5 pseudogenes are annotated in these 6,966 nt (G+C 73.6%); 1 reads left to right on the forward strand and 4 read right to left on the reverse strand.

What is annotated here, in order from left to right:
* Window positions 1-591 precede the first annotated feature (591 nt).
* Window positions 592-2,339, forward strand: a pseudogene (locus KSK32_RS00570) (ATP-binding protein).
* A 235-nt stretch (window positions 2,340-2,574) separates the two neighbouring features.
* On the opposite strand, the pseudogene KSK32_RS00575 reads toward KSK32_RS00570, so the two are convergent.
* The 4 pseudogenes from KSK32_RS00575 to prmC all read right to left on the reverse strand — a co-directional run.
* Window positions 2,575-4,633, reverse strand: a pseudogene (locus KSK32_RS00575) (transglycosylase domain-containing protein); the annotation flags it as partial.
* Window positions 4,634-4,748: 115 nt separating this feature from the next.
* A pseudogene (locus KSK32_RS00580) lies at window positions 4,749-5,359 on the reverse strand (phosphotyrosine protein phosphatase).
* Window positions 5,360-6,016, reverse strand: a pseudogene (locus KSK32_RS00585) (L-threonylcarbamoyladenylate synthase).
* Between the two features lie 34 nt (window positions 6,017-6,050).
* Window positions 6,051-6,946, reverse strand: a pseudogene (gene prmC / locus KSK32_RS00590) (peptide chain release factor N(5)-glutamine methyltransferase); the annotation flags it as partial.
* Window positions 6,947-6,966: the final 20 nt, after the last annotated feature.

A 6,966-nucleotide genomic window follows, 5' to 3' on the forward strand; every position in this document is an offset into this window, starting at 1 on the left:
GCGGCACGCGGCACGCGGCACGCGGCACGCGGCACGCGGCACGCGGCACGCGGCACGCGGCACGCGGCACGCGAGATCTTGGTACCAAACGGCCCCTATAGGGGCCCTTTCCTACCAAGATCTCTGCGTTGTCCTCACCAGTGGGACATGGTTCCCGCCTGCCGGGAGGGTACGGACAGGAAGCGGCGCGTTCCGCGTGGGCGGGCGGTGGGTGGGCCGCCATGGTGTCATCGCGCCCGCGGAGACACCCATCGTGTTCCATCGAACCGCCGGGCCCGACCGTACGGCGCGGAGACCACCTCGACCACCTGACGGCACCGCCGCCGGCCACCGGGCGGACACCCCGGAACCCGGCGGCGGGCAGCGGGCGGCGGCGCAACACGGCACGGCCTGGCGGCGCGGCGCGGCGTGGCATCGGGAGGGGCGGACGTGGAGGAAACGCACGCATCGTGATCGGGCGGACCCGGGTGGCTACCGTTCGGCGCACGGGGACGTGGCGTCCGCCGCGTCGCGTGGCAACCTGTCGCATCCCTCGGGCAGGATGCACGACGTGCACCGCCAACGGTACGACCAGCCGACCGGAGACCGCCGATGACCGACGACCAGCTCGACGGGCCCGGCGAGGTGGTCGCCGGGTGCTCGGCACCGCTGACGCCACCCCGCTCACCTTCTGGACGGCTGTCGCGCCGGGCAGCTACCTGCAACTCGACGACGTGGTGGTGACCCGCCGCGACCTGCCCGACCGTGAGCCGGTGACGATCGCCGGGGTGGTGACCCAGGTGCGCGCCCGGCACGAGGGTGCGCAGTTCGACTCCGACGTCTTCGCCATCGCCACGGCACGCGCCGGCGCAGGTGCAGGAGGCGGCCGAGGTGACCACCACGCGGGTCGATCCGGAGTTCTACGTGCCGCCCACGCCGGGTGCCGTGGTGCACCGGGCCGAGGGTGACGCGCGGGCCCGGGCGCTGCACTTCGACCGGATGGAGCGGCGGATCCCGATGGGGATGGGCCGCGACGGCGTGCCGGTCTACCTCAACCGCCGACTTCCTCGACGGCACCCGGGGCGCGCACGTGTCGATCTCCGGCATCTCCGGTGTCGCCACCAAGACGAGCTTCGCCACGTTCCTGCTCTACTCGGTGTTCCGCTCCGGCGTGCTGGGCGGCGACGCGGTGAACGCGAAGGCGCTGATCTTCAACGTCAAGGGCGAGGACCTGCTCTTCCTCGACCACCCGAACAGCCGGCTCGACGACCCGACCCGGGCGGCGTACGCGAAGCTGGGCCTGGACGCCGGCGCGTTCCCGGACGTGCGGGTGTACGCCCCGCCGCGGGTCGGCGACTCCTCCGGCACGCCGGACGTGAGCAGCCGGCTCACCGGCGTGGACAGCTTCTACTGGACGCTGAACGAGTTTCTGCGCCGACCGGCTGCTGCCGTACGTGTTCGCCGACGCCGACGACGAGCGCCAGCAGTACACGATGGTGGTGCACTCGGTCGCCGCGCACCTGGCCCGCTACGCCCAGCCCGCCGACGGCGGGGTGAGCATCGACGGGGTGCGGCTCGGCTCGTACGCCGATCTGGTCGACCACGTGGTCGAGCAGCTCAACGACGACGAGACGCGCGGCGAAGTGGGCGGGCAGCGCGGTCGGGCTGGGCACCGTGAACGCGTTCGCCCGCCGGCTCATCGGCAGCAAGAAGGACCTGGGCCGGCTGATCCGGGGTGATCTGGCGACCCGCCGCCCGCACTCGATCAACACGGCGGAGAGCGCCCAGGTGACCGTGGTCGACCTGCACAACCTGCCGGATCGCGCGCAGCGGTTCGTGGTCGGCGTGACGCTCAAGAGCGAGTTCGAGCGCAAGGAGAAGGCGGGCACGGCCAGCCGCTGCTGTTCGTCGTGCTGGACGAGCTGAACAAGTACGCGCCGCGGGAGGGCTCGTCGCCGATCAAGGAGGTGCTGCTCGACATCGCCGAGCGGGGCCGCTCGCTGGGCGTGATCCTGGTCGGCGCGCAGCAGACCGCCAGCGAGGTGGAGCGGCGGATCGTCACCAACTCGGCGATCCGGGTGGTGGGCCGGCTCGACCCGGCCGAGGCGTCCCCGCCCGGAGTACGGCTTCCTGCCGCCCGCCCAGCGGCAGCGGGCGCTGCTGGCCAAGCCGGGCACGATGTTCGTCAACCAGCCGGACATCCCGGTGCCGCTCTGCCTGGAGTTCCCGTTCCCGGCGTGGGCCACCGGGTGTCGGAGGCGGGCCGCGCGCCCTCGGAGACGCTACGGTCGATCACCCAGGCCGCCGATCCGTTCGCGGTGGTCGGCTCCGGCTCCTCCGACGACGACATCCCGTTCTAGGCGGCACCCACATGAAGATCCTGCACACCTCCGACTGGCACGTCGGCAAGGTTCTCAAGGGGCAGTCCCGGGCCGAGGAGCACAAGCAGGTACCTCTACTGGGCCTCGGTCGCCCCGTTCCACGCGGTCGTCTTCGGCGGGATGGCCCGCAACATAGCCCGAGGCGCCGAACACCCCGGCGGTTAGGAAGGTCAGTTGCCGGTTCGCGGACTGGTGCGCTGGAAGGCCACGGCCTGGCCGGCGGGACGAAGTCGCGTACCGGCTCGTCGCGCAGCGACCACGCGAGGATACGGCCCACGGCGGCGATCTGCCGCTTCTGCACGCCTCCGCCGACCGCATCCCGGGGGTCGTCCGGGTTCGCGGCGATCGTCGCCACGGAGAGCTGCGGGGTGAACGCGACGACCGTCTCGGTGGCGTTCCGCTCCGAGCTGCCGGTCTTGCCCGCCACCGGCCGGCGCAGGCCCGGGGCCAGTTCTCGGCCGTGCCGCCGTCGCAGCGCCGGTACATCGACTGGTCGCCGACCGGGCAGCGGCTGGCGTCGGCCGCCGCGCGGGCGACCTCGGTGTCGAGCACCTGCCGGCAGTCGGTGTTGCCGGCGGCCACCTTCCGGCCGGCCGGGTCGGTGATCGAGGTGACCGCGTGGGCCGGCACCAGGTGCCCTCGGCGGCCACGGCGGCGTACGCGCCGGCCAGGTCCAGCGGCGTGGTGGCGGAGACGCCGAGCGTGACGGCCCCCAGCTCTCGGCGCCCTCGCGGGCCATCCGGGCGTCCGCCGGGGCGCGGAACACGATGCCCAGCCGCTGGGCCATCTCGACCACCCGGTCCGCGCCGACGCGCTCGGTCAGCCACGCGAAGTACGTGTTCACCGACCGGCCGAACGCGTCCCACATGTCCCGGTCGCCGTCCATCCAGTAGGTGTTGGCGTTCTCCGGGCACCACCGGCCGCCGCAGCTCGCCGGGCCGGCGCCGACCGGGTACTGCGTCACGTAGACGCGCGGGGCGTCGAACTCGGTGTCCAGCGGCAGCCCGGCCTCCAGCGCGGCCAGCAGCGCGAACAGCTTGAACGTGGAGCCCGCCTGGTAGCCGGTGATGCCGCCACCGCCGGCCACCAGCTGGTTGACCGTGTTCGGGTAGTTCTGCTGCCCGGCCGGGTTGGCGGCCGTGCCGTAGGTGCGGTCACCGCCATGGCCAGCACCGGCCGGTGCCCGGTTGCACCACGGCGGTCGGCGCCGCCCGCGCGATCGTCTCCGGATAGATCTCCCGTACCTGCTCGCTCGCCTTGGCCTGCACATCCGGGTCGAGCGAGGACACGATCTTCCAGCCGCCGCGGCGCAACGTCCGCTGCCGCTCGTCGACGTTCTCGCCGAACGCCGGCTGGGCGTTCCACCACTGGGTGAACCAGTCGCAGAAGAAGCCCCAGTCGTTGTGGTCGGCAGGCACCGCGGCGCAGTCGTTCGGTGTGGTGTTGGGCTTGAGGGCCAGTTCCGTGGCCTTTGCCGCCTCGGCGTCGGCGGCGCTCGCCCGTCCGGTCTCCACCATCCGGTCCAGCACGTACGCCCGCCGTTGCCGGGCCGCGTCGGCGTCGCCGTTGATCGGGTCGTCGGCCGGGGACCGGACCAGCCCGGCGAGCAGCGCCGCCTGGGCCAGCGTGAGGCGGTCCGGCGTGGTGGAGAAGTAACGCTTGCTGGCGGCGGCGATGCCGTACGCCCCGGCGCCGAAGTAGGCGATGTTCAGGTAGCGCCCGAGGATCTCGTCCTTGCCGATCTGCCGTTCCAGCGTCAGCGCGTACCGCATCTCGCGGATCTTGCGCCCGACGGTGATCTCGGTGGCGGCGGCCCGCTGCTCCTCGGTCAGCCGGGGGTCACCGGCCAGCGCGTTGCGCACGTACTGCATGGTCAGCGTGGACGCGCCCTGGCGGGTGCCCTCGCGGCGATTGGCCGTGAACGCCCGCGCCACGCCGCGCACGTCGACGCCGTGGTGCTCGTAGAAGCGCACGTCCTCGGCGGCCACGATGGCGTCGCGCATCACCGGCGCCACCTCGCCGACCGGCACGTCCACCCGGTCCTCGACGTAGAACGAGGTGATCAGCGTCCGCCCGTCGTTCGCGTACAGGTTGGAGCGCTGCGCCGGCTGCGGCGTCTTGAGCGCCTCCGGCAGCACCGTGTAGGGCATCAGGTTCTTCACACCGAGCCCGAAGACCAGCGCGGCCGGCAGCGCGGCGGCGGCCAGGGCCAGTCCGGCGAGCACGCCGGCGAGCACAACGGTGAACAGCTTGTCGAGATAGGCCCGGTTCATCAGCTCTCCCCGCAGGAGCCGGCCGTACGGACCAGTTCAGAATGACCGGAACGGCCGCTTTCGCCCCCGCCTTCCGCGAATGCGCAGGAAGTTCGCGAGGAAGGATGAACCACGATCAGGGGAACAGGACGGCAGCCAGCGGCTGCACCGTCTCCTCGATCTCGTCGGCGACCCGGCTGAAGCACTGGTCGCCCCGGCCCCACGGGTCGTCCAGGTCGTCGGTGGGCAGCGCGGAGGCGTCTTGCCGGCCGCGTCGGCGGCCGCGACGAGGGCGACGCCGCGCGCGTACACGGCGTCCGGCGTCGGCTCGGCAGCCGGCAGTGCGGACCGGTCCAGCCCGCCGAGCAGGCGGCCGAACTCACCGAGGACGAACGTGCGCGCGGCGGCGTCGGGCCGCAACGCCACCACGTACTCCTGCTGGTCGGCAGTGGCGGTGAGCACCAAATCGGCGGCGTCGATCAGGTCGGAGCGCAGCCGCCGGGCGGCGAAGCCCTCGGTGTCACCGCCGCGCGAGATCACCTGCCGGGCGGCGGGCGGGTTCATCTCCTCCCCCGCGTGCCAGCCGCCGGTGCCGGCGCTGTGGCTGTGCACGAGCGCGTCCGACCCGGCCGGGTCGACGTCGAGGCGGGCCAGCCGCTCCCGGACCGCGAGCAGCAGCAGCCGCTCGGCCATCGGTGACCGGCAGATGTTGCCCATGCAGACGTGCAGGACGGTGAAGGGCGGCACTCAGACCCCCCGCTCGTCGAGGATGTCCGGCACGACCTCGCGCAGCTTCGCCAGCGTCACCGCGCCCTCGCGCAGCACCCGCGGCACGTCGCCGGTCAGGTCGACGATTGTGCTCGGCACCGGGTCGACCGCAGGCCCGGCCTCCAGGTACGCCCGGACTCCGTAGCCGAGCTGGTCGCGCGCCTCCTCGGCGGTTAGCGCGGCGGGCTGGCCGATCTTGTTGGCCGAGGCCACGGCCATCGGCCCGGTCTCCCGCAGCACCTCCAGCGCGACCGGGTGCAGCGGCATCCGCACCGCCACCGTGCCGCTGCTGTCGCCCAGATCCCAGGCCAGGCTCGGCGAGTGCTCCACCACGATGGTCAGCGCACCGGGCCAGAACGCCTCGACCAGGTCGCGGGCCGCGCCGGGCAGCGAGAAGACCAGGCCGTCGAGCGTGTGCCGGGAACCGATGAGCACCGGGGGCGCCTGCCGGGCGCCACCCTTGGTGTCCGCCAGGGCCTTCACCGCGTACGGGGTGAAGGCGTCCGCCCCGATGCCGTAGACCGTGTCGGTCGGCAGGACGACGAGTTCCCGTTCTTGACCGCCTCGATGGCAGCGGCGATGCCGCGGTCCCGGTCGGCGGGCGACCGACAGTCGTAGAGCATCACGAGGAGTCAGTCTGCCACGCCCGGGCGGGCTCGGCGTGGGTGCCGTCCGCCCGCCGGGACGCGCTCGCCCAGCGGGGCCGCCCGGCGAGGTCCCGGTGCTCCCGCACCCGGTCGTAGCGGCCGTCGCCGCGCAGCAGCGCCGGCACCGCCGCCGCGTGCGTGTCGTCGTGCTCGATGCCGATCGCGCCGCCCGGGCGCAGCAACGCGGCGGCCCGGCTGACCACCGGCCGGATCACGTCCAGTCCGTCCGCGCCGCCGAACACCGCCTCGTCCGGGTCGTGCCCGGCCACCTCCGGCGGCACGGTGACGGACCTCGGCACGTACGGCGGGTTGCAGAGCAGCACGTCGACCCGTCCGGCCAAATCGGCCAGCAGGTCCGGATCGGTCACGTCGGCGGCCACCACCTCGACCGGCCGGTCCCGGCGGCGGCCCGGCCGGCCGCGTTGCGCCGCAGCCAGGTCAGCGCGGCCGGGGACCGCTCCACCGCCACCACCCGGGCCGCGGGCACCTCCTGCGCCACCGCGAGGGCGATCGCGCCGGAGCCGCTGCACAGGTCGACCACGAGCGGCGCGGCGTGCTCCCGGGCGCGCTCGATCCCCCAGCCGGCCAGCAGCTCGGTCTCCGGCCGGGGCACGAACACGCCCGGCCCGACGGCCAGCTCCAGGTGCCGGAAACCCGAGCCGAGCAGGTGCTGCAACGGCTCGCGGGTCACCCGCCGCCCGACGAGCGCGTCCAGACGGTCGCGCTGCGCCGCGGTGAAACCGTCGGCGAGCGCCAGCCGACCCCGCGGCACTTCCAGGACGTACGCGGCGAGCTGCTCGGCCTCGGTGCGGGGCGCCTCGACACCGGCCGCCGCGAGCGCGCGCGCCGTCCGGGCGATCACCAGCGAGGGGCGTTCGCGTTCTGTCCCTTCGGACGGGTGTTGCGGGAGTGCGGTCACGCAATAATCATGAGGCGTCG

This window comes from Micromonospora sp. WMMB482 (assembly GCF_019038635.1).
Lineage (GTDB): Bacteria > Actinomycetota > Actinomycetes > Mycobacteriales > Micromonosporaceae > Micromonospora > Micromonospora marina.